The 224-nt window shown below is 43.8% G+C and carries 1 pseudogene; it reads left to right on the top strand.

Going from position 1 to position 224, the window contains the following annotated elements:
- Window positions 1-33: 33 nt before the first annotated feature.
- Window positions 34-224, top strand: a pseudogene (locus C161_RS27135) (major capsid protein); the annotation flags it as partial.

Below are 224 nucleotides of genomic sequence, written 5' to 3'. Positions count from 1 at the left end.
CTTTGCTACTTTGTATAAGGGGGAACAACATAAATGGCAAACGTACTCGACCCGTACTTCCTTACGGAAGTAGTTCAGAACATTCGGACAGATATTAACAGTTTTCGAGGTGCTCAAATCCTGACAAATGGTGTGGATTTCAAACCAGAACTCGGGCTGACAATTAAATATGACGTTACCTACGACGATACCGGCATGACTCCACCTACTGGACTCAATGATCC

Origin of the sequence: Paenibacillus sp. FSL R5-192 (genome assembly GCF_000517845.1) — a bacterium.
Lineage (GTDB): Bacteria > Bacillota > Bacilli > Paenibacillales > Paenibacillaceae > Paenibacillus > Paenibacillus amylolyticus.
Note: the sequence above shows the minus strand (reverse complement) of the source record. Positions and strands in the feature narration are given on the sequence as shown.